Genomic DNA, 22,655 nt, shown 5'->3' with positions numbered 1-22,655 from the left:
ATGGCCTTGGCGTCTGTGGGTACGAACTTATTCGTGAATTATTCATATTTATAAAATTAATTTTGAACAGTTACTTAATAATTTCTTCTTTATAAGCGAATTCCATGAATTCGGCTGCAAAGATACAATATTTTTCTGAGAATCGGGAGAGAATAAGCTAAAATAAAGTTATATATGTACTAAATTACCACTCTATTATACGATTTTACCCTGATATCGGAATACAGAAACAAAAAATCCCTAATGCCTTTCGGCAAAAGGGATCTTTATATTAATTTGCTTTACAGTGCGAAAATTTTCGTACTTGTGTCGATTTGAGATTATATTATTGAGGATTACTCAGCTGCTGGAGCCTCTTCCTCTGCTACAGCCTCAGCTGCAACCTCCTCAGCAGCAGGAGCTGCAACAGGAGCGTTCTCAGCAACAACGTTAACTGGAACCTTAACCTCAACCTCCTTGTGATAGTGTACAGTAGCCTCGTACTCGCCTACCTTCTTAGCATCCTTCATAGTGATGATCTTGCGATCAACCTCGATGCCCTTCTTAGCGAGCTCCTCAGCAACAGTTGCAGCATTAACTGAACCGTAGAGCTGACCAGTAGCACTAACCTTAGCAGCAATAGTAAGAACGATGCCATTGAGAGCCTCGCCCTTCTTAACAGCCTCAGCCTTGATAGCCTCAAGCTTGTGAGCCTGCTGCTTCAAATCCTCAGCCAACTGCTTCTTAGCAGATGGAGAAGCGATAACAGCCTTACCTGTAGGGATAAGGAAGTTACGACCATAACCACTCTTTACATTTACGATATCGTTCTTGTATCCAAGACCGATAATATCTTGCTTCAAAATAATTTCCATTCTTCTTCTCCTCCTTAAATTACTTCATCAAATCGGTTACGTAAGGAAGCAAAGCGATCTGGCGAGCACGCTTAACAGCCTGTGCCACGCGGCGCTGATACTTCAAAGATGTACCTGTGATACGACGTGGAAGGATCTTACCCTGCTCGTTCAAGAACTTCTTCAAGAACTCTGGGTCCTTATAGTCGATGTACTTAATACCGCTCTTCTTGAAACGGCAATACTTCTTCTTCTTTGTGTCGATAGAAGGAGCGGTCAAATAACGGATTTCTGATTTCTGATCTGCCATGATTAAGCCTCCTCTTTTTTACCAAGCTTTGCACGACGCTTCTCTGCGTAAGCGGCAGCATACTTGTCAAGTTTAACAGTCATGTAACGAATTACTTTCTCGTCGCGGCGATAAGCTGTTTCGAGCTTAGCGATAACAGTTGGCTCAGCCTTGAACTCAACCAAGCTGTAGAAGCCTGATGTCTTCTTCTCGATGTTGTAAGCCAACTTCTTCAAACCCCAAGCCTCTTTGTTCAGAATCTCAGCACCATTATCGGTGAGTACCTTCTCGAACTTAGCGACCGTTTCCTTCATCTGTTCATCAGACAAAACGGGAGTCAAAATGAAAACGGTTTCGTATTGATTCATACTACTTTTGTAAATAATTAAAAAATTAATATTAAAATTCTCTTGCAAAACATAGAAATGTGCGCGTAAACACACACCTTTTCACAAATTGCGGTGCAAAATTACAACTTTTTCTTGAATTAACCAAATATTTTTTGTACTTTTGCAGAAAATAATTGTTAATTGCAAGAAAATATGGATAAAAGACTCAAAAAATCGCTCCATACCCTCCCTTCCATGGGTATGACCTTCATCGTTTTGGGCGTTCTGCTGCTTGCGGCAAGCTTCGCCTTTGCCATCAAGAACAACATCATGCTGTTTGCAGGTCTGTTCTTCATCCTAGCTGGCATTGCCGGATTTGTCTATTCGCTGAAGAAGGGATAAGAAACGGAACCTGGACATGATGTTTCAGATAAGACGATTCAGAAATGAAAGAAAAAAAGGGATAGGTTTTCTGCAAACTTATCCCTTTTCTCTTTTTCCATAGATAGCTTTCTACTGCTTTATACAGTTTACAGCTTTTCTGTCAATCCATATTCCTAATCCATATCCGGAACGATGAGCTTGTAGCCCTTACCATGGATATTGATAATCTCAATCTGCGGATCTTCCTTCAGATGCTTGCGGAGCTTGGTGATATACACATCCATAGAGCGCGCATTGAAGTAGTTGTCGTCGATCCAGATGCTCTTCAATGCGAAATCACGCTGAAGAATCTCGTTGGCATGAGCACAGAGAAGAGCAAGAAGCTCATTCTCCTTAGTAGTAAGCTTGGTCTGCTCATCACCGATGGTAAGCAGCTGCTTCTGTGTATCGAAGGTAAACTTACCGATGTGGTACATGGTAGATTCCTTGGTCTTCTTGCCACGTACACGGCGAAGGATAGCCTCTACACGGAACACCAGCTCCTCCATAGAGAAAGGCTTGGTGATATAATCGTCAGCACCTATCTTGAAGCCTTCCAGAATATCCTCCTTCAAAGTCTTGGCAGTAAGGAATACGATTGGCAGATCTGCCGTCTGCTGGCGAATCTCCTGAGCCAGGGTAAAGCCATCCTTCTTAGGCATCATCACATCGAGTACGGCAATATCATACTTGTTCTTGGTGAACTCCTTGAAGCCAGCCTCACCGTCAGGGCACAATGTTGTAGCAAAGCCCTTGGTCTGCAGATACTCACGAAGCAACATACCCAAATTCTCATCATCCTCGCAAAGCAGGATTTTTACTGTCTCTTCCATATTCTTATTATTTTTACTTGTTAATATTCTATTTATCATTGTCTTTTAATCATGTATCACCGGCAGCTTGATGGTAAAGGTAGTACCCTTGCCCAATTCGCTGTCAACCTTGATTTCTCCACCATGCAATTCCACGATTTTCCTCACATAGGCGAGACCGAGACCGAAGCCCTTCACATCATGCACATTGCCCGTATGTACGCGGTAGAACTTGTCGAAGATCTTCTTCAGGTTCTCCTTCTTCATACCCAAGCCCGTATCATTGATAGAGAGATACAGATGATGTTCATCATTCCATGTCTTCATCGTGATAAACAGAGGCTCTTCGGGTTTACGATACTTCACGGCATTGTCCATCAGATTGAAAATCACATTCTGGAAATGAACCTCATCCACATAGAGCGTAGAGTCTATCGCCTCGATATCCACATATATCTTTCCACCCGTATGTTCTACCCGGAGTGAGAAGGAATGAGCCGCATTTTCAACGATTTCATTCAGATCGAGCTCCTTCTTCTTGAACACCGCCTTCTTGCGGTCGAACATACTCATCTGCAACACCTTTTCTACCAGGAAACGGAGTCGCTTCGATTCATCATCTATCACACCACCCAGATGCTTCTGCATCTGCTCGCTCTTGGAAACCGATGGGTCGTTGAGCATCTGTGCCGCCAGACTGATGCTGGCAATAGGCGTCTTCAACTCATGGGTCATATTGTTGATGAAGTCATTCTTGATCTCCGTATATCGCTTCTGTCGGAAGATGACCACGATGGTGAAAATAAAGGTGATGAGCAATACCAGCGTAAAGATGACACTAGGAATCATGAAGCGCACACTGGAGAAGATGTAGCTGTTCATATCTGGGAAGTGAACCTTTACAACTCCCATCTTCGACTGCGGGTCGTTGCGGAAGAGTACCTGCGAATAGCTGTATTCCTCACCCTCGTCGGTATAATCCGGACAACGGTACACCTCCCTGCCATCCTGGGTTGTTACCGTAAAGTGATAAGGGATATTGATTCCATTGTTCATCATCTCTGCCTTGAGATCCTGATCCAACTGCTTGAAGTTGATTCGTTCCTTCAACGGTTTATCGGATGCCGAGTAGAGAATGGAATAAACCACTTCGTCGAGCAACGCTTTCTGATACACATAGCGATTCTTTACAATCTCCTGCAAGGACTTCTGAGTCTCATTAAGCGAGTTCTTGTCGCTGCGCAGAATCATCGCCTTCGGCTTGTTGGCAGGATTGGTTGCAATGGTCTTCAACTCGAAGGATGAATAGACCGTACCATCCTTGCCTACCACAGAATACTGATGAGAGTGCTGGATAGTTCCATCCAGCTGACCGCTGCGGGTTCCCACAGAATCCTTCTTACTAGCCTTGCGTTCTGTCTCATTGACATCCTTTTCAAGATAGCGCAAAGTTTCATTCAGCTCCAAGTTTCTTGAAGCTTGATATAGGGCTCTGTTGACCGACTCGTCAAACTGTTCCTTCTTCATGTTCACCATCTCCTGGATGTAACTGAGCTGCAGAAAGAGCAGCGCAAGGAACGAAAAGCCCATAATAATGGCTATGGTCCAAATCGTTTTCTTTTTCATAGGGGCAAAGATAGGAAATTTCTTAATTGGTTAACACAAAACAGTTAATTATTTCATTTCAATTTGCTCAAATTAACAAAAATAAATGGTTATAATTGCATATATAAAAATAAAAGAGAGCCGACATATCACATGCAGGCTCCCCATTGGTCATATCAACATAAAATTTTAATTTATATAAGAGAGATAATTCGAAGTTATATTTCAAACAACAATTTTATCATAAAGATGAAATATCTTTTTTACTCTATTCTGCCTCCTTAGCCAGTTCAGCCTCATGATCGGCAATTAGCTTGCTCTGGATATCGGTAGGAACCAACTCGTAGCTGGCAAACTTGGTGGTGAACGAAGCACGACCACCGGTAAGCGAGCTGAGGGAGATAGAATAGTTGGCAAGCTCCTTGAGTGGAATCTTGGCACTCAACTTCTGGTAACCAGCCTCAGAATCCATACCCATGATAAGGGCACGGCGTCCCTGAAGATCACTCATCACATCACCCATATAGTCGGCTGGCACGTAAACCTCCAGATCATAGATAGGCTCCAGAATCTTTGGACCTGCCTGCTTGAAGGCATCGCTGAAAGCACGGCGGGCAGCCAGCATAAATGACAACTCATTGCTATCTACCGGGTGCATCTTTCCATCATACACGATAACGCGGACATCGCGGGCGTAAGAACCTGTCAGAGGTCCATGCTCCATACAATCCATGATACCCTTCAGGATAGCCGGCATGAAACGGGCATCGATAGCTCCACCAACCACAGAGTTGAGGAATACCAACTTGCCACCCCACTCCAGCGAAACTTCTTCGCGGCTCTTGATGTTCATCTTGAACTCCTGACCGTTGAAGGTGAATGATGTCGGATCTGGCATACCCTCTGCGTATGGCTCAACGATGAGGTGAACCTCACCAAACTGACCAGCACCACCACTCTGCTTCTTATGACGATAGTCGGCACGAGCCTTCTTGGTAATGGTCTCACGATATGGGATGCGAGGCTCCTCGAAGACTACATTAAGCTTTTCGTTGTTCTCCAGACGCCACTTCAATGTACGGAGGTGGAACTCACCCTGGCCTCGTACGATCACCTGGCGCAACTCCTTGCTCTGATCCACAACCCATGTAGGGTCTTCCTGGCGCATCTTGAGAAGAGCAGCCATCAGCTTCTCTGTATCCTGGGCATTGACAGCCTTGATGGCACGAGAGTACTTAGGATTAGGATACTTGATGAAATCGAAGCGCCACTCAGCACCCTTTCCATTCAAGGTATTGCCCGTCTTCACGTCCTTCATCTTCACGGTACAACCGATATCACCAGCATTCAACTGATCTACAGGCACACGGTTGGCACCCGCACAGGCATAAATCTGTCCGATACGCTCCTTGGAACCACGGTCAGAATTGGTCAGGTCGTCACCACTCTTGATAGAACCACTCATCACCTTGAAGTAACTTACCTCACCGATATGTGGTTCCAAGCCTGTCTTGAAGAAGTAAACACTCTCAGGACCATTGGTATCAGGAGTAATTTCCTCACCACGGGTATTATGCACCTTAGGCATCTCGCTTACGAAAGGAACAACGTTGCCCAAGAACTCCATCAGGCGGTGAACGCCCATAGACTTGCCTGCGCAAACGCAGAATACAGGGAAGATGCTGCGAGTTACCAATCCCTTGCGGATACCCTCACGAAGTTCATCCTCTGTCAAGCTTTCACTCTCGAAGAATTTCTCCATCAAGCCCTCGTCGTTTTCGGCAGCAGCCTCAACGAGTGCAGCATGAAGTTCCATTGCCTTGTCCATTTCCTCCTCAGGAATATCCTCGATGATAGGAGCACCGCCTTCTGGTTTCCAGGAATATTTTTTCATCAATAACACGTCAATGAGAGCATTGAAACCAGAACCTGTCTCGATAGGATATTGTATCTGCACACACTTGGAACCATAAATGTCCTTCATGGTAGCAATGAGGTTGTCGAAATCGCACTTGTCTGAGTCAAGCTGGTTAACGAGGAAAATAACAGGCTTGTTCAACTTCTCTGTATAACGGAAGTTGTTCTGGGTGCCTACCTCTGGACCATACTGACCATTGATAAGGATGACTGCCTGATCGGTAACGTTGAGTGATGTAATGGCACCACCTACGAAATCGTCGCTACCAGGACAATCTATAATATTAAGCTTCTTATTGTTCCACTCCACATGAAAAACGGTAGGGAACACTGAGTAGCCATACTCCAACTCTACTGGGAAGTAGTCGCTCACCGTATTCTTCGCTTCTACAGAGCCTCTACGCTTGATAACGCCTGCTTCAAATAACATACTCTCGGCAAGTGTAGTCTTGCCGCTACCCGCACTGCCCAGCAATGCAATGTTTTTAATCTCATTAGTCTGATATACTCTCATGACGCTTATAGATTTTTAAGGGTTATACTTAAAATTGCTAGTTATTCGACAGTCCAATCATACGATTTTTCTGTTTCGTGCTACTAAATTACACATTTTTCGGCAATCCTGCAAATTTTTTCACAAAAAACTTGCTCTAAATTAAATTATATTAGTAATTTTGCATCTTGTTAAGACATACTTCTAGGCTTATACCTTATTATATATAGAAAAAGATAAGACTAAAGCCAGAAATGCCGATTAGGAATTCAGACTTTAAAAAACATGGCAGGACTATACATACATATCCCATTCTGTGAGAGCCGCTGCATCTACTGCGGTTTCTACAGCACCACATCCCTCAGCATGCGGGATGATTACGTTGATGCTCTGTGCAAGGAAATGAAGATGCGCCCCTTCAAAACGGCAACTGATTACGATTACAGTTTAAAAACCATCTACCTGGGGGGTGGAACTCCCAGCCAGCTTACCCACGATCAGCTCATCCACCTTTTCGAAGGTATCAAGGAGGCTTATTTCCCTCCAAACCATCCGGAAGAAGAATTCTCAAAAATGGAAATCACGATGGAATGCAACCCCGATGATGTCTCAGAAGAATTCTGCAAGACTCTCCTGCAGCTGCCCGTAAACAGGGTAAGCATGGGAGCACAGACTTTTTCAGACCATCGCCTGGGCTTCCTTCACCGCCGCCACAAGGCTGCAGATGTCAAGGCTGCCATCAAAAGGTTGCGTGGCATCGACATCCACAACATCAGCATCGACCTGATGTTCGGATTTTCTGGCGAAACTCTGGAAGACTGGAAAAAAGACATTGATGAAGCTATCAAACTGGGGGTAGAACACGTTTCTGCCTACAGCTTGATGTACGAAGAAGGAACGACTCTCTACAGAATGCAGGAACAGGGAAAGATAGAGGAAATCGATGAGGAAACCAGCCGACAGATGTATGAGCTACTCATCACCCAACTCACCTCTGCCGGATACGAGCACTACGAAATAAGCAATTTTGCCAAGCCAGGCTACCGATCACGCCACAACAGCAGCTATTGGCATGAAGTGCCCTATATCGGAATAGGTGCAGCCGCCCACTCCTACAGACGAAAGACTAAAAGAGGTGAAGAAAACAAGATTGAAGCCACCAGAAGCTGGAATGTGGACAACATCAGAGAATACATCGCTTCCATCCAAAAGGGAGAATTGCCTAGTGAAAGCGAATCTCTGGATCTTTCTACTAGATACAATGACCTTATTACCACGGCATTACGGACAAGCGACGGTATTGATTTAGAAAAAATGGGAAAAGAGTTTGGTGACCAATTAGCTTCTCAGATGATGCAGGAAGCAGAGAAGCATATTCATAGAGGACTCATGAAGATAAGCAACGGGAAGCTATCACTTACCCATCAAGGTCTTTATATATCAGATGACATCATGAGCGACTTTATGATCGTATAAAATATATGATGGCATAAGACCACATAATCGCATAAAAAAATGGAGCCTTAATTCCAAGGCTCCATTTTATCCAGACCATATTTCTTATATCTTTCGTAGTAATACTGTTTAATTTGATCAATTGCCTGAATGGTTGACTTCTTTTTCTGAAAAAAAGGCTTTACCATCTGCAAAAAAACAAACAGTACTACCACTATCAATAAAATAATGGCCCAAGACAGCACCTCACTCTTCAGATTGACATGAGGTTGAATGAGAATACCTGCAGCCACGGGAAGGATATAACACACCCAATCCATAGGCGTATCTAATTTCGTTGATTCCAGGTATTCCTGCCGCAGGTTGCCAGGAGCATTCAAAAGCATTCTCTTGCTGTGTGCGCTCCAATACTCTTCAAATTCTTTTTCCATTAACTTTTATTACTCCTCTTATTTAGGTACCAGTCTAATAGGCTATCTACAGACATCACCTATTCTCTTATACTCTTATTTATTATAACAATTTACTATTGTAGTCTTGCATTTCATGCAATTCGTCGACAAAGATACTACATTTATCTGTAATCCGCAAATATTTATCTCCAAACATTATTTTCTTAACTATATTTTACTAAAATATTTTTTTAAAGCCGTTTTTAAAACAAGACACGCTATTTAGTATCGAAAAAAAGACTACAGCCAAAAAGAAAAGCATATTCCCCCTGTACACACCAAATAAAAGGGCAATACTCATAGAAGCATTGCCCTTTTTAAATACTATGTATTTATTATTTGATGTATTTTTTATCTCTCACCCAATGGAGTATAATCCAACTCACCCAGAATATTCTTGTAAGCAGGACGAATAATGCGGCGACCCTCGAAGTTGAGTTCTTCGATGCGATGGGCAGTCCAACCCACGATACGGGCCATAGCAAAGATAGGAGTATAAATCTCCTGAGGAAGACCAATCATCTCATAGATGAAACCACTATAGAAGTCGAGGTTGGCACAGGCAGGCTTGCTGCCGCCACGATGTTCCTGCAGGCACTTGATACCCTCCTGCTCGATAAGCTTCAGGAAGTTGTACTCATCCTCTCTACCCTTCTCCTTGGCAAGCTCGCCAGCCAGTCGCTTCAACTCTACGGCACGAGGATCGCTCAAGGTATAAACCGCATGGCCGATACCATAGATAAGACCCGTCTTATCATAAGCCTCCTTGTTGAGCATACGCTTCAGGTAGATATCGAGTTCGTTGATATTGGTCCAATCCTTGATAGCCTCCTTCAGATGATGGAACATATTGATAACCTTGATGTTGGCACCACCATGAAGAGGACCCTTCAAGCTACCGATACCGGCAGCGATGGAGCTGTAGGTATCCGTGCGGGTAGAAGAAGTAACACGCACCGTAAAGGTAGAGTTGTTACCACCACCATGCTCTGCCTGGATGATGAGGAGCAGATCGAGCATACGCGCATCCAACTCTGAGTAGTTCTCATGCTTCATCATATAGAGGAAGTTCTCTGCGATAGAGAGATTCTCGCGTGGATGGCGAATGTGCAAGCTTCTGCCCTGTACAGAGTGACGATAAATGTTGTATGCATAGGCGATGATGGTTGGGAACTTCGCAATCAGCTCCACACTCTGACGCATCAGGTTGTCGCGGCTGATATCATCAGGGTTCGGATCGAAGGTGTACATTTCGAGCACGCAACGAGCCAGGATGTTCATGATGTTAGAACCCTCCAGCTCGATGATGTGAGTAATGGTACGGTGGTCGAGCGGCATGTTGTCGTTCAGGAGTTCCTTGAAAGCCTCCAGCTCCTCCTTATCCGGCAGCTGACCGGAAAGGAGCAGGAAGGCAACCTCCTCAAATCCGAATCGCTTCTCCTTCAGAAGAGGAGTAACGAGGTCGTCAAGCTCGTAGCCACGATAATAGAGCTTACCCTCGGTAGGCTTCAGCTTGCCATTCTCATCGCGCTCGTAACCCACAACGTTACCTATGTTGGTCAATCCTACCAGCACACCAGAGCCATCCTCATTACGAAGTCCACGCTTTACGTTGAACTTGGAGAATGCATCCTTATCTATCTTGCATGAGTTCTTTACCTCATCGCTTAATTTATATATCAAATATTCTTTATTCATAACTGTTACTTCTTTGCTGCAAAGTTCAATGCAGAACCAGCCTTGAACCATGCAATCTGTGTATCATTATAAGTATGCTCTACCTCGAAACTATCCTCAGAACCATCCTTATGCTTCAAGATGACAGTGAGTTTAGAACCTGGAGCTAACTCCTTCAAACCGGTGAGTGAGATGCGGTCGTCTTCCTGTACCTTATTATAATCATCCTTATTGCAGAATGTAAGGGCGAGCATACCCTGCTTCTTAAGGTTGGTTTCGTGGATACGGGCGAAACTCTTGGCAAGAATCACCTTCACGTTCAGGAAACGAGGCTCCATGGCTGCATGCTCACGAGATGAGCCTTCACCGTAGTTATCCTCAGCCACCACGATGCTGCTGATGCCCTGCGCCTTGTAAGCCTTGGCTGCGGTAGAAACCTCCACATACTTGCCATCCAACTGGTTCTTCACCTTGTTGCTCTCGCCATTGAAGGCGTTGACGGCACCCATCAGCAGGTTATCAGAGATATTCTGAAGATGTCCGCGGAACTTCAACCATGGACCAGCCATTGAGATATGGTCGGTGGTACACTTGCCCTCGGTCTTGATGAGGAGAGGCATATCTACCAGGTCCTTTCCATCCCAAGGAGCGAATGGAGCCAATTTCTGCAGGCGGTTGCTATCTGGAGCAATTACCACCTCAATGTTAGCATTTGCTTCGCTAGGAGCGATGAAGCCCTTGTCTTCTACGGCAAATCCCTTAGGAGGGAAGGTGAAACCAGCAGGCGCATCGAGCTTCACGCTGTTGCCATCCTTATCTGATAAGGTATCGGTGGCAGGATTGAAATCCAGGCGGCCGGCAATGGTGAGTGCCACGGTGAGCTCAGGGCTACCGATGAAGGCAAATGTATTAGGGTTGCCATCAGCACGACGGCGGAAGTTTCTATTGAAAGAGGTGACGATGGCATTCTTGCGGGTGTTATCGTCGGTATGACGCTTCCACTGTCCGATGCAAGGACCGCAAGCATTGGTCATGATCAAGGCTCCAATCTTCTTGAAGTCATCGAGGATGCCATCACGCTCGGCAGTATAGCGAATCTGCTCAGAACCAGGGTTGATGATGAGCTGCCCCTTTACCTGGATGCCCTTCTCGTAAGCCTGGCGTGCCACACTTGCCGCACGGGCCAAATCCTGATAGGAAGAGTTGGTACAGCTACCTACCAATCCTACTTCTACTACCATAGGATAATCGTTGGCAGGCCCCTGCGCCTTCATGTGAGAGATAGGGGTTGCCGCATCTGGAGTAAACGGACCATTGAGATGTGGCTCCACCTTAGAGAGGTCGATTTCTACAATCTGGTCGTAGAAGGCAGATGGATTGGCAAGCACCTCATCATCAGCACGAAGCTCGGCTGCATTCTTCTGGGCAAGGGAAGCAATCTCCTCACGACCCGTCTTGCGGAGATATTCGCTGGCATTCTGGTCAAATGGGAAGATGGAGCAGGTAGCACCCAGCTCTGCACCCATGTTACAGATGGTAGCCTTACCCGTGGTAGAGATGCCGTCGAGGCCATCGCCAAAGTATTCGAGGATGGCATTGGTACCACCCTTCACAGTGAGAATGCCCAAGATTTCGAGAATCACATCCTTTGGAGTAGCCCAGCCAGAGAGCTTACCCGTGAGATGCACACCGATGAGGCGAGGCATCTTGAGTTCCCAAGGCTGACCAGTGAGCACATCCACGGCATCGGCACCACCAACGCCCACGGCTACCATACCGAGACCGCCGGCATTTGGAGTATGGGAATCTGTACCCACCATCATACCGCCTGGGAAGGCATAGTTCTCGAGTACCACCTGGTGGATGATACCAGCTCCTGGTCCCCAGAACCCGATGTGATATTTCTGAGATACCGACTTCAAGAAATCATATACCTCCTTGTTGGTCTTACATGCTTCAGGAAGGTCTTGAGTAGCACCCACGTCTGCACGAATCAAGTGATCGCAATGTACTGAAGCAGGAACAGCCACTTTATCCTTACCTGCGTTCATAAACTGCAAGAGCGCCATCTGAGCGGTAGCATCCTGCATCGCCACGCGGTTAGGTCGGAAATCCACATATTCTATACCTCTTTTATATGGGCGCAACTCAGCAGGGTCGAAAAGATGCGCAAAAAGCACCTTCTCGGCATAAGTGAGAGGTCGTTTCACAGTAGCCTTAGCCTGTTTTACACTTTCCGAATACGAAGCATAAAAGCTTCTCAGCATTTCAATGTCCAGTATCATCTTATTCACTAATTATTTGATTAACTATACATTCGTGTGCGCACACCATACAACAGCATAATACGCACTACCGAACTTTTTTGTTTGCAAATATACGACTTTTTCTGCAAATAGTAGCACATTTTATTGAAAATTTATCATTTTGCTAGCATTTTTCTTGATTCTTGATGAATTTGTTGCATATTTATGCGTAAGAATGGTATTTTTCCACTATAAATAAAGAATTCAAAGTAAAAATACAAGAAAGGCAAGAAAACAATAGTAAAAGCATCAGAAAATAAGAAAACAATTGCAGAAGAAAAAGAAAAACGATAAAACATTTGGCGCTATACACATTATTTATTATCTTTGCAGATGTTATGAGAATAGACATTATTACAGTATTACCAGAGATGCTGGAGGGATTCTTCAATGAATCTATCCTGGCACGTGCGCAGAAGAAGGGCCTCGCAGAGATCCATCTCCACAACTTGCGCGACTATACATTAGATAAATGGAAACGAGTGGACGACTATCCATACGGAGGAAGCGCCGGAATGGTGATGCAATGCGAACCAATAGACCGATGCATCACTGCCCTGAAGGCAGAGCGTGACTACGATGACGTCATCTATGTATCTCCGGATGGCGAGACCTTCAACCAGAAGATAGCCAACGAAATGTCGCTGGGTGGAAACCTCATCATCCTCTGCGGTCACTACAAGGGAATCGATCAGCGCGTGCGCGATCATCTTATTACCAGAGAAATCAGCGTAGGTGATTATGTGCTCACGGGCGGCGAACTGGCAGCAGCTATTATTTCAGATGCGGTAATCCGCCTCGTACCAGGAGTCATCAGCGATGAACAAAGTGCCCTCTCCGACTGCTTCCAAGACGACATTCTGTCAGCTCCTATCTACACCCGTCCTTCAGACTACAAGGGTTGGAAGGTTCCTGAAATCCTGCTTAGCGGCAATGAAGCAAAAATCCGCCAGTGGGAGTTTGACCAGGCAATGGAACGAACCAAGCGATTAAGACCCGACTTGCTTAAAGAATAATAGGCTAAAGCCAATCTGCAGGATGGGCATATATAAAAAATAAGTATATATATTAAAGGTGAGCATATATATTAAAGGTGAGCATATATATAAGAATAGCCTGTTCTCAAAACACGAGTTTCTGTTTAGAGAACAGGCTACTTCATAAAGAGTATTCCATATCAGGAATCCATAATGAGAACTTCATTATAGGAATTTCTCACAAAACTTTTCTCCCAGCATAAATCCTTCTTCATAGAGACGTTCTAACTTATCCGTATCCTTCTCTATGCGCCCTACTTCCATTGGACGAATCGGACGGATACAAGTTATTTTGCCAGCAGCCTCCAAATCATCAATCAGTTGAATCTGCTCATTATAAACCTTATGCCGATGACTCAAGACCACTCGCAGGCGCGGATAGTTCTTATATAAATAAGGTAGCTTTCTATCTTTGCCAGTATCTCTCCAACCTTTGTTGCGGGTCAAGACAACCACATTGTGCTCATAACCTTTGTCTATAGCTCTCATCACGGGAATACTGTCTGCTATTCCACCATCGAGCATTGGGATACCATCCACATCCACGATTTTACTCACGTATGGCAAACTGCTGGAAGCACGCACAATATCAAGGGCACGCTGCCGATCATGATTTTCCGAAAGATACATAGGCTTGCCCGTAAGACAATTCGTGGTAACCATCTCGAATCGGTCGGCATATTTAAAATAGGTATCAAAATCGTAAGGAAGCAACAGATTCGGAAACTTATCGTAAAGCAACTCACGGTCGAAAATACACCCTTGCGTTACCAGATGTCGGATGCCGATATACTGATACCTCGCCAAATAATCGATATTTGAGATACGGGCACGACGCGGCTGGCGACTGATGTACGACATACCATTACATGCACCTGCCGACACCGCCACCGTATATGGGAAATAAACATCATGCTTCATAAAAGCATCAAGTACGCCACTGGTAAAGACGCCACGCATACCTCCACCTTCCAAGACCAAACCAGTTTTTTCCAAATTCAACTTCATAACCTTTATCCTTCCACTGTTTTTTGATTGCATTACACTAATCAACATTCATACTCTTACAGATTATCACTCTCTGCATTACTAACGATTTGCACTCTGAGAAAACTCATTTTCTTACATTTTGTCCCTCAAAAAGAGCATTTTTATATTAATTATTTATAAATTCGCTAGTTTTTTCTATTTTTGATTGCAAAGATAATACATTTTTGCGAAATAATTGCTAACTTTGCAGCAAAATAAAGTAAAATTCTAAAAATATGTTTAGTAAGGACACTTATATCAGCCGCAGACAAGAGCTTAAGAAGCTCGTCAAAAGCGGCGTCATCATTCTTTTCGGAAACAACAATTCACCTTGTAATTTCCCTAATAACGGATATTACCCATTCCGCCAGGACTCAACATTCCTGTACTATTTCGGTTTGCAGCGAGACGGTTTGGTTGGTGTAATTGACATAGATAACGATATCGAAACTTTAATCGGTGATGATATCGACTTGGTAGATATTGTATGGTACGGAAGCGTAGATAGCGTCCACGATCTCGCAGAGCAGGTGGGCGTACATAATTCAGCACCAATGAAGAGCCTGAAGACCATCTGCAATGATGCTATGGCGAAGAAACGCAAGATTCACTTCTTGCCACCTTACCGCTATGATATCAAGCTTCAGGTATTTGACCTTCTCGGAATTCATCCAAACCAGCAGAAAGAGGAAGCCAGCATGGATCTCATCAAGGCGGTTGTCAAGATGCGTTCTACCAAGACTCCAGAGGAAATTGAGGAATTGGAGCGTGCTTCTGTTATCGGATATAAGATGCACACCACTGCTATGAAGCTCGTCCGCCCAGGAATCACAGAAAAATATGTAGCAGGACAGGTAAGCGGAATTGCTCACTCTTATGGAGCAATGGTTAGTTTCCCTACTATCTTCAGCCAGCATGGAGAGATTCAGCATGGTTATCCATCTATGAATCTGCTCGAGGAAGGAAGACTGGCACTTTGTGATGCAGGTGCAGAGACTATGAACAATTACTGTTCAGACCATACCCGTACAATGCCTGTCAGCGGTAAGTTCAGCCAACGCCAGTTGGAAATCTATTCTATCGTAGAGGCTTGTCACGACTACGCTCTGGAAGTTGCAAAGCCAGGTGTGAAGTGGGCTGATGTCCACTTTGCCGTATGCCGCTTGCTCTTCGACCGTATGAAAGAGTTAGGCCTTGCCAAAGGTGATACAGAAGAGGCTGTACGTGCTGGTGCCCACGCTATGTTCCTGCCTCACGGATTGGGACACATGATGGGTATGGATGTTCACGATATGGAGAACCTCGACCAGATAAACGTTGGCTTTGATGATGAAGTTCGCCCTAACCTGGAACAGTTTGGTACAAACTGCCTGCGTATGGGTCGCCGCCTTGAAGAAGGCTTCGTAGTAACAGACGAGCCAGGCGTTTACTTCATTCCAGCTCTCATCGACGACTGGAAGGCTTCAGGTCATTGTGCAGAGTTCCTCAACTTCGATAAGATTGAGACCTACAAAGACTTCGGAGGCATCCGTATCGAGGATGATGTGCTCATCACCAAGGATGGTTGCCGATTCCTCGGAACCGACCGTATACCTTACCATCCAAAGGATGTAGAGGATTATATGGCAGCCCACAGAGGAGAGATTCTTTAAATAGAAAAATCCATTCAAGCAAATGAACGAAGAACCCTCAAGTTTTTCAATACTTGAGGATTTTTCATAGAGAGATATAAGTATAGAATAACATTATTAATTTAAGAGAAAAATTTCATGAAGAAATCAATGATCGTTGCAGCCATGTTGGCCATGGTTGCCACTGGCGCAAATGCGAAATCAGCAACTGATTCTGCAACTATTGCAAAGAACAAGCCTGTATTCACAGTAGTGAAGCAGAATCCTATTACAAGCATCAAGGACCAGAACCGCAGCGGTACGTGCTGGGCTTACTCTACACTCAGCTACTTCGAAAGCGAGATTCTGAAGCATACAGGTAAAACCTACGACCTCAGCGAGATGTTCGTAGCTAACAAGACTTATATGGACCGCGCCACTATGGCAGTGAGAATGCACGGCGACGTAAGCTTCTCTCAGGGCGGTAGCGCATACGATGTACTTTATGCTTTGCAGCACTACGGAATCGTACCGGAGGGCGCAATGCCAGCTCCAGGTACTTTGACAGGCGACTCACTCGCTAACTTCGGTGAGTTCTTCGACGTAATGACTCCATACGTAGAGGCTGTAGCTAAGAGCAATGCTAAGAAGATTTCTTCTGCCTGGAAGAGCGGTCTTCAGGGTATCATCGACTCATATATCGGTAAGACTCCAGAGAAGTTCACATATCAGGGCAAGCAGTACACTCCACAGTCATTCTGCCAGAGCCTCGGCTTGAACCTCGATGATTATGTTACCATCACCAGCTACACTCACCACCCAATGTGGAGCAAGTTTGCTGTTGAGGTACAGGATAACTGGCGTTGGCCTTTGAGCTACAACGTACCAATGGATGACCTTTGCAAGATCATCGACAACGCTATCAACAACGGCTACACTATAGCTTGGGGTGGCGACGTAACAGAGGACGGCTTTACTCGTAAGGGTCTCGGTATCGCATACGACGTCAAGAAGGTTCGTTCTATGGCAGGTACAGACGCAGACCACTGGTTCAAACTCTCTAAGGACGAGAAGAAGGAGAAGTTCGATTCACTTGGTGTAAACGCACCAGAAGTTGTTCCTACCCAGGCTATGCGCCAGGAAGCTTTCGACAACTGGGAGACTACCGACGACCACGGAATGCACATCTATGGTATCGCTAAGGACCAGAACGGCAAGGAGTACTATATGGTAAAGAACTCATGGGGTGAGTATGGTGACTACAAGGGAACATGGTATATGACCAAGGCTTTCGTAGCTTACAAGACTATGGACTTCATGGTAAACAAGAATGCCATTCCTAAGGATATCCGCAAGAAGCTCGGCATCTAATTTATTCAAAATAAACAGAACCAAAGGCAGCAAACAGCAAAGTTTGCTGCCTTTTTGTTTACCTACAAGTATTATTTTTACTTAAATCTAGATATTTTTAAATAAAATACTTCATAAACATTTTCGATTGTCATTTTAATTTCGTAACTTTGGGGGCAGAAATAAAAAATAATTAAAATGCATTTTAAATGGAATTACGAAGAACCGACACCAGAGCTGGAGAAATCGGCTAAAGAACTAGCCGACAAACTCAGTATCAGCCCTATCCTAGCCAAGCTTCTCATCCATCGAGGCATTACGACAGAATCTGCAGCCAAGCGTTTTTTCCGCCCCCAGCTGTCAGATCTCATCAATCCATTCCTGATGAAGGATATGGATATCGCAGTAGATCGCCTCAACGATGCTATGGGAAGAAAGGAGCGCATCATGGTCTATGGAGACTATGACGTGGATGGATGCACGGCTGTAGCATTGGTGTACAAGTTTCTGCAACAGTTTTATTCCAACATTGATTACTACATACCAGACCGATACGACGAAGGCTATGGAGTAAGCAAAAAGGGAATAGACTTTGCGCACGAAACAGGTGTAAAACTCATCATTATCCTAGATTGCGGCATCAAAGCTATCCAGGAGATAGAATATGCCAAGAATCTTGGCATAGACTTCATCATCTGCGATCATCATGTCCCTGACGACGTGATGCCACCAGCTGTGGCCATACTTAACCCCAAACGCCCGGATGATCCGTTCCCATTCAAACATCTCTGCGGTTGTGGCGTAGGATTCAAGTTCATGCAGGCTTTTGCCAAGAACAACAACATTCCTTTCTCACGCCTCATCCCATTACTCGACTTCTGTGCCGTGAGCATTGCTGCCGACATAGTGCCTGTGGTGGATGAAAACCGAATCCTTGCCTTCCACGGACTCAAACTTCTCAATACCAATCCAAGTATCGGACTCAAGGCGATTATCGATATCTGCGGACTCAACGGAAGAGAGCTGTCTATGAGTGACATCGTCTTCAAGCTAGGACCACGCATCAATGCATCAGGACGTATGGAGAACGGCAAGGAAAGCGTGGATCTGCTGGTAGAGCGAGACTTCGGGCAGGCTCTGAAAATGGCAAAGCACATCAATGAGTACAACGAACAACGCAAGGACATAGACAAGCAGATGACAGAAGAAGCCAATCTAATCGTGTCACGACTGGAGACACAGAAACACAACTCCAGCATCGTACTCTATGATGAAGGTTGGAAAAAGGGAGTCATCGGCATCGTTGCATCCCGACTTACGGAAATCTACTTCCGTCCTACCGTGGTATTGACCCGTGACGGAGACCTTGCAACAGGTTCGGCTCGCAGCGTAACAGGATTCGATGTATATTCTGCCATCAAGAGTTGCCGCGACCTGCTTATCAACTTCGGAGGCCACACCTATGCCTGCGGACTTACGATGAAATGGGAAAACGTGAAGGAGTTTAGAGACAGATTCCACCAGTACGTGGCAGAACATATCGCTCCCGAACAGACGGAAGCGATGCTCAACATAGATGCGATGATAGACTTCAAGGACATAACGAAGCAGCTGCACTCAGATTTAAAGAAGTTCTCACCTTTTGGTCCATGCAATAGCAAACCCGTATTCTGCACGCAGAACGTATATGATTACGGCACCAGCAAGGTGGTGGGCAGAGAGCAAGAGCATATCAAACTGGAATTGGTAGATTCTAAATCGAGTACCGTAATGAACGGAATTGCCTTCGGGCAAAGCGCGGCTGCCCGATACATCAAAAGCCGCCGCAGTTTCGACATTGCATACACCATTGAGGACAATATTTTCAAGAAGAATCAAGTCCAACTTCAAATAGAGGCTATCAGGCCAAATGACTAAGAAAAAATGGCAGATCAATTTCAACTTATTCTGCAAAAGTATTGGGGGTATCCTGATTTCCGAGGCATTCAACGCAATATCATCGAAAGCATTGCCTGCGGACGGGATACCCTCGGTCTTATGCCTACAGGTGGCGGCAAATCCATCACATTCCAAGTGCCTGCCTTGGTCAAGGAAGGTGTATGTATCGTTATCACCCCTCTCATCGCCCTGATGAAAGACCAGGTACAGCATCTTAGAGAACGAGGTATACTGGCTGATGCCATCTATGCAGACAAATCGAGAAACGAAATTCTCCAGACGCTCGACAACTGTATCTTCGGGGGCGTAAAGATTCTCTACGTTTCACCAGAACGACTCGCATCAGAACTCTTTCAGACCAAGCTCAAACACATCCATGTAAGTTTCATCACAGTAGATGAAGCCCATTGTATCAGCCAATGGGGCTACGATTTCCGCCCTTCTTACCTGCAGATAGCCAAAATCAGGGAAATGATTCCCCAGGCACCTATCCTTGCTCTTACAGCGACTGCGACTCCAGAAGTTGTGGATGATATACAGGAAAGACTCCATTTTGCAGAAAAGAATGTGTTTAAGATGAGCTTCGAACGCAAGAACCTCGCTTATGTTGTACGCAACACTTCCAATAAGCAGGGTGAAATGGTGCATATCCTGCAAAGCGTGAAAGGCTCAGCCATAGTCTATGCCCGAAGTAGAAAACGCACCAAGGAAATGGCTGAACTATTGTCTAAGAAAGGTATTTCCGCCACCTTTTACCACGCCGGACTCGCTCCTGATGAGAAGGATGTGCGACAGAAAGCCTGGCAGGCAGACGAAGTAAGGGTGATGTGCGCCACAAACGCCTTTGGAATGGGAATAGACAAACCCGATGTGAGGATGGTGATTCACATAGACTGTCCCGATTCACTTGAGGCTTACTTCCAGGAGGCTGGACGTGCCGGAAGAGATGGGGAGAAATCCTATGCTGTACTGCTTTTTGACAGAAGCGACGAGTCGAAACTCAAGAAACGAATAGATGATACCTTTCCACCTAAAGAAATGATACAGGACGTTTACGAACATCTTGCCTACTTCTACCAGATAGGTGTAGGTAGCGGATGTGGCAAGACCTTCGAGTTTGACATCGATAAATTCTGCATCACCTACAAGTTTTTCCCTACCAAAGTAGATTCTGCCCTCAGGATTCTTGAACGAAGCGGCTATCTGCACTACGAGGACGATCCAGATGGTAAAGCCCGCGTTATGTTTCTCCTGGGCAGAAACGAACTTTATATACTCGATCAGCTTCCTCCTACACAGGAGGCGGTCATCACAGCATTACTGCGCAGCTACGGCAGTCTGTTTGTGGATCTTACCTTCATAGACGAGCATCTTATTGCCCGCCAGGCGGAATTAAACATCCAGCAGGTATATTTTGCATTAAAGAACCTGGCAGCCCGCCACATCATCAAATTCATCCCCCGCCGCAAGATACCTTTCATCAGCTATACACGCGACCGTGTGGATGGCAACAAGGTACAGATTCCGCAAGAGGTATGGGAAGGCCGAAGAGAGCAATATATGAAGCGTATTCAAAGCATGCTGCAATATGCCAAAAATGATGAGATATGCCGCTCACGCCAGTTACTCGCCTATTTTGGTGAACATAATGAAACGAAATGCCAGCAGTGTGATGTTTGCCTGGCGAAGGAAACGGAAGAGAAAGAAAAGGAATTCCGCAGAAAGATTGCAGAAGAAGAAATCATCATAGAAGACCTCAAAGTCATAGAAAAAAAAGGATAATTGAAAAGATAAAAGGATCATTGAAAGTCGAAAGGATGATTGGAAAAGCAACCTCCTTTCGACTTTATCATATACGTAAAAGGGAGCGACCCATCGCGGACCGCTCCCTTTATAACATTATGTACGAGAAAAAAATTAGTTATTCTCAGGACGAAGCTTACGTACAGTAACACCAGCCTGCCACATCTCCTTGTTACGCATAGCCTCGAGTTCTGCGTTCAACTTCTCACGGTAATCAGCCTGAGAGTTCTTGTCGATAGAAATCTGAGCCTCATTACCAGTCTTAACAGAGTAATACAACCACTCCATAACAGGCTTGATAGCCTCACGGAAACGAGGAGCCCAATCAAGAGCACCACGCTGAGCTGTTGTAGAACAGTTAGCATACATCCAATCCATACCCTTAGCACCAAAGAGAGGGCCAAGGCTCTGAGTCAACTCCTCAACAGTCTCGTTGAATGCCTCAGATGGAGAGTGACCATTCTCACGGAGTACATCGTACTGAGCCTCCAAGAGACCCTCGATAGCACCCATCAAAGAACCACGCTCACCAGTAAGGTCAGAAGTAGCCTCACGCTGGAATGTAGTCTTGAACAGATAACCTGCACCGATACCGATACCGAAGGCAATAGTCTTTTCCTCTGCCTTGCCAGATGCATCCTGGTAAACAGCGTAAGAACAGTTCAAACCACGACCCTCGCAGAACATAGTGCGGAGAGAAGTACCAGAACCCTTAGGTGCAACCATTATAACATCAATATCCTTAGGTGGAACAACGCCTGTGCGATCGCTCCAGTTGATAGCGAAACCATGTGAATAATACAAAGTCTTACCTGGTGTGAGGTATGGCTTAATCTTTGGCCAGCAAGCAATCTGACCGGCATCAGAAAGCAACATACAGATGATAGTACCCTTCTCAGCAGCTTCCTCGATAGAGAACAAAGTCTTGCCTGGTACCCAGCCATCCTTCAAACACTTCTCGTAGGTCTTACCCTGACGCTGTCCGACGATGACGTTGAAACCATTATCGCGAAGGTTGCAAGCCTGACCAGGACCCTGGATACCGTAACCGATAACTGCGATAGTTTCGTTCTTCAATACTTCACGTGCTTTCTCCAATGAAAATTCATGACTGGTGACAACAGTTTCCATTACGCCACCGAAATTCATTTCTGCCATAATTGTAACTTAATTTTTGTGCGGCTTGCCTATTGTGGAGCCGCGGGTTATACTTGTCCATACGGATGCGAGCTGTATTCTTATCCAAAGAGAGCCTGTTTGATCCGTCCACCACCTACACGAGGAAGCGGCACTGGGT

The 22,655-nt window shown here is 45.2% G+C and carries 18 protein-coding genes; 7 read left to right on the top strand and 11 right to left on the bottom strand.

Annotation, left to right across the window (positions count from 1 at the left end; all coding sequences use genetic code 11):
• Positions 1–335: 335 nt before the first annotated feature.
• Genes rplI through rpsF form a run of 3 tightly spaced genes read right to left on the bottom strand, consistent with a single transcriptional unit; the run spans position 336 to position 1,490 of the window.
• Positions 336–854 carry a 50S ribosomal protein L9 gene (gene rplI / locus AAAT87_RS08980; RefSeq protein ID WP_089543579.1) on the bottom strand — a complete coding sequence of 173 codons (519 nt, stop codon included), beginning with the start codon at positions 852–854 and terminating at the stop codon, positions 336–338.
• Positions 855–873: 19 nt separating this feature from the next.
• Positions 874–1,143: a 30S ribosomal protein S18 gene (gene rpsR, locus AAAT87_RS08975; RefSeq protein ID WP_006847399.1), complete on the bottom strand. Its 270-nt coding sequence runs from the start codon at positions 1,141–1,143 to the stop codon at positions 874–876.
• 2 nt (positions 1,144–1,145) lie between these two features.
• Entirely contained in the window at positions 1,146–1,490 is a 345-nt protein-coding gene (gene rpsF / locus AAAT87_RS08970; RefSeq protein ID WP_006847398.1) for a 30S ribosomal protein S6, read from the bottom strand.
• A gap of 174 nt (positions 1,491–1,664) precedes the next feature.
• Here rpsF and AAAT87_RS08965 point away from each other — a divergent pair, with 174 nt between their 5' ends.
• Complete coding sequence (locus AAAT87_RS08965) at positions 1,665–1,853, top strand: hypothetical protein (protein ID WP_089543578.1); 189 nt, start codon at positions 1,665–1,667, stop codon at positions 1,851–1,853.
• Between the two features lie 155 nt (positions 1,854–2,008).
• Here AAAT87_RS08965 and rprY read toward each other — a convergent pair whose 3' ends face one another.
• The 3 genes from rprY to AAAT87_RS08950 form a co-directional block, all read right to left on the bottom strand.
• Entirely contained in the window at positions 2,009–2,707 is a 699-nt protein-coding gene (rprY, locus tag AAAT87_RS08960; protein WP_295023418.1) for a response regulator transcription factor RprY, read from the bottom strand.
• A gap of 45 nt (positions 2,708–2,752) precedes the next feature.
• Positions 2,753–4,312 carry a sensor histidine kinase gene (locus AAAT87_RS08955; protein ID WP_295023420.1) on the bottom strand — a complete coding sequence of 520 codons (1,560 nt, stop codon included), beginning with the start codon at positions 4,310–4,312 and terminating at the stop codon, positions 2,753–2,755.
• A gap of 247 nt (positions 4,313–4,559) precedes the next feature.
• The gene (locus tag AAAT87_RS08950) at positions 4,560–6,722 is read right to left on the bottom strand and encodes an elongation factor G2 (protein WP_295023422.1); all 2,163 of its coding nucleotides are present in this window, start codon (positions 6,720–6,722) and stop codon (positions 4,560–4,562) included.
• Between the two features lie 264 nt (positions 6,723–6,986).
• Between AAAT87_RS08950 and hemW the strand changes: the two genes are divergently transcribed.
• Positions 6,987–8,177 carry a radical SAM family heme chaperone HemW gene (gene hemW / locus AAAT87_RS08945; RefSeq protein ID WP_295023424.1) on the top strand — a complete coding sequence of 397 codons (1,191 nt, stop codon included), beginning with the start codon at positions 6,987–6,989 and terminating at the stop codon, positions 8,175–8,177.
• A gap of 47 nt (positions 8,178–8,224) precedes the next feature.
• On the opposite strand, the gene AAAT87_RS08940 is transcribed toward hemW, so the two are convergent.
• The 3 genes from AAAT87_RS08940 to AAAT87_RS08930 form a co-directional block, all read right to left on the bottom strand.
• Positions 8,225–8,587 carry a hypothetical protein gene (locus AAAT87_RS08940; protein WP_295023425.1) on the bottom strand — a complete coding sequence of 121 codons (363 nt, stop codon included), beginning with the start codon at positions 8,585–8,587 and terminating at the stop codon, positions 8,225–8,227.
• 372 nt (positions 8,588–8,959) lie between these two features.
• Positions 8,960–10,306: a citrate/2-methylcitrate synthase gene (locus tag AAAT87_RS08935; RefSeq protein ID WP_295023427.1), complete on the bottom strand. Its 1,347-nt coding sequence runs from the start codon at positions 10,304–10,306 to the stop codon at positions 8,960–8,962.
• 5 nt (positions 10,307–10,311) lie between these two features.
• On the bottom strand, positions 10,312–12,570 hold the full coding sequence (locus AAAT87_RS08930; RefSeq protein ID WP_349226225.1) for an aconitate hydratase: 2,259 nt from the start codon (positions 12,568–12,570) through the stop codon (positions 10,312–10,314).
• Between the two features lie 359 nt (positions 12,571–12,929).
• On the opposite strand from AAAT87_RS08930, the gene trmD reads away from it, so the two are divergent.
• On the top strand, positions 12,930–13,607 hold the full coding sequence (gene trmD / locus AAAT87_RS08925; RefSeq protein ID WP_089543570.1) for a tRNA (guanosine(37)-N1)-methyltransferase TrmD: 678 nt from the start codon (positions 12,930–12,932) through the stop codon (positions 13,605–13,607).
• A gap of 186 nt (positions 13,608–13,793) precedes the next feature.
• On the opposite strand, the gene AAAT87_RS08920 is transcribed toward trmD, so the two are convergent.
• On the bottom strand, positions 13,794–14,636 hold the full coding sequence (locus tag AAAT87_RS08920; RefSeq protein WP_295023431.1) for a patatin-like phospholipase family protein: 843 nt from the start codon (positions 14,634–14,636) through the stop codon (positions 13,794–13,796).
• A 257-nt stretch (positions 14,637–14,893) separates the two neighbouring features.
• On the opposite strand from AAAT87_RS08920, the gene AAAT87_RS08915 reads away from it, so the two are divergent.
• The 4 genes from AAAT87_RS08915 (at position 14,894) to AAAT87_RS08900 (ending at position 21,337) form a co-directional block, all read left to right on the top strand.
• Complete coding sequence (locus tag AAAT87_RS08915) at positions 14,894–16,309, top strand: aminopeptidase P family protein (protein WP_298529203.1); 1,416 nt, start codon at positions 14,894–14,896, stop codon at positions 16,307–16,309.
• A gap of 117 nt (positions 16,310–16,426) precedes the next feature.
• On the top strand, positions 16,427–17,638 hold the full coding sequence (locus tag AAAT87_RS08910; RefSeq protein ID WP_153091938.1) for a C1 family peptidase: 1,212 nt from the start codon (positions 16,427–16,429) through the stop codon (positions 17,636–17,638).
• A 177-nt stretch (positions 17,639–17,815) separates the two neighbouring features.
• Positions 17,816–19,534: a single-stranded-DNA-specific exonuclease RecJ gene (gene recJ, locus AAAT87_RS08905; protein ID WP_295408889.1), complete on the top strand. Its 1,719-nt coding sequence runs from the start codon at positions 17,816–17,818 to the stop codon at positions 19,532–19,534.
• A 6-nt stretch (positions 19,535–19,540) separates the two neighbouring features.
• The gene (locus AAAT87_RS08900; RefSeq protein ID WP_295408887.1) at positions 19,541–21,337 is read left to right on the top strand and encodes a RecQ family ATP-dependent DNA helicase; all 1,797 of its coding nucleotides are present in this window, start codon (positions 19,541–19,543) and stop codon (positions 21,335–21,337) included.
• Between the two features lie 135 nt (positions 21,338–21,472).
• Here AAAT87_RS08900 and ilvC read toward each other — a convergent pair whose 3' ends face one another.
• A complete protein-coding gene (ilvC, locus tag AAAT87_RS08895; RefSeq protein ID WP_006847380.1) occupies positions 21,473–22,516 on the bottom strand; it encodes a ketol-acid reductoisomerase in 1,044 nt (347 codons plus the stop codon).
• Positions 22,517–22,655: the final 139 nt, after the last annotated feature.

Source organism: Segatella sinensis (assembly GCF_040095255.1).
GTDB classification, from domain to species: Bacteria; Bacteroidota; Bacteroidia; order Bacteroidales; family Bacteroidaceae; genus Prevotella; species Prevotella sinensis.
Note: the sequence above shows the minus strand (reverse complement) of the source record. Positions and strands in the feature narration are given on the sequence as shown.